The 1,019-nt window shown below is 41.0% G+C and carries 1 protein-coding gene; it reads left to right on the forward strand.

Annotated elements, in window-relative coordinates:
- Positions 1–150: 150 nt before the first annotated feature.
- The gene (locus ACSEMK_RS24020; protein WP_435336665.1) at positions 151–648 is read left to right on the forward strand and encodes a hypothetical protein; all 498 of its coding nucleotides are present in this window, start codon (positions 151–153) and stop codon (positions 646–648) included.
- The last annotated feature ends 371 nt before the right edge of the window (positions 649–1,019 follow it).

Consider the following 1,019-nt stretch of genomic DNA (forward strand, 5'->3'; position numbering starts at 1 on the left):
AATAAATCTCTTTAATTTTAATATGTTAACCACGCCTTCAAATGCTTATGGCGACAAAATGGCGACGCGTTTTGCTGTGATGTAATTTCTGCCTTGAAAGATTGTTAAAGCAGTCGATATCATTCCTATGTTTTTTATAAGGAAATGATAATGGCTCTAACTAAATGTAAAGAATGCAAAAAAGAAGTATCCACATCTGCGAAGACCTGCCCACATTGCGGAGTGAAAGATCCCGGATTTGGGGCAAAGCAAAAGCTCGGTGGGTGTCTCGGCCTAATTATTATCATGGCTGTAATAATGTACTTCGTGGGTGGCAGCGATGATAGCAAGCAAGCAACCGCACCAAAAACATGCTCTAACACGGATACCCAATGCAACTATGACCAGAATTTGGTTGAAGCAGTCACCAAATGCAAACCACTGATCGAGCGTTCCGCTAAATATGAATATGAATGGACTGACGGATTTTTAGACACCATCTTTTCACATGCGCGCATCGATTCAAAAAAGAACGAGTTAACCTATATTGGCGACAAGGTAAAATTCACCAATGGCTTCAACGCTAAAATGAACATGACCTATGCCTGCACAATCGACCTGAAAACAAAAGACGTGGTTAACGTTAGAGTTTCAGAGGGCAAATTGTAACGTAGTACTTTTCAGTTTCTTAAATACAGGTATGTCCCCTGCAGCCCGCATAAGTCCTGGAATCGCGGGCTTTTCTTTAGTGGGCTTTTCGCCTCCGCTTGATCTTCTCAAACTGACACAAAATACATTTTATATTTATTTTTCAGTTGGTTATGTTTTTACGTAGTTCCCCAGTAGATCCTTGAAACTGAAAAACACTGAAATTATTTTCAATCTTTTCAGTTTTGGATTTCCGCAAAGCCGCCAGCACTGGCGCGGCCTAGCGGTTTGGTTTGTAGAAAAATAAAACTGAAAATTTTTTATGATCCAGAAACCGCAGGCGGGTGCGGTGTAGCGCCGTTTTCGTCACGGAAAGATTTATTTTGTCAGGC

The organism is Klebsiella sp. K-3 (genome assembly GCF_051207495.1).
In the GTDB taxonomy this organism is placed as follows: domain Bacteria; phylum Pseudomonadota; class Gammaproteobacteria; order Enterobacterales; family Enterobacteriaceae; genus Klebsiella; species Klebsiella aerogenes.

Excerpts from the sequence above, each read along its gene's own strand:
- ACSEMK_RS24020 (WP_435336665.1), top strand. The coding sequence starts at position 151 with ATGGCTCTAACTAAATGTAAAGAATGCAAAAAAGAAGTATCCACATCT.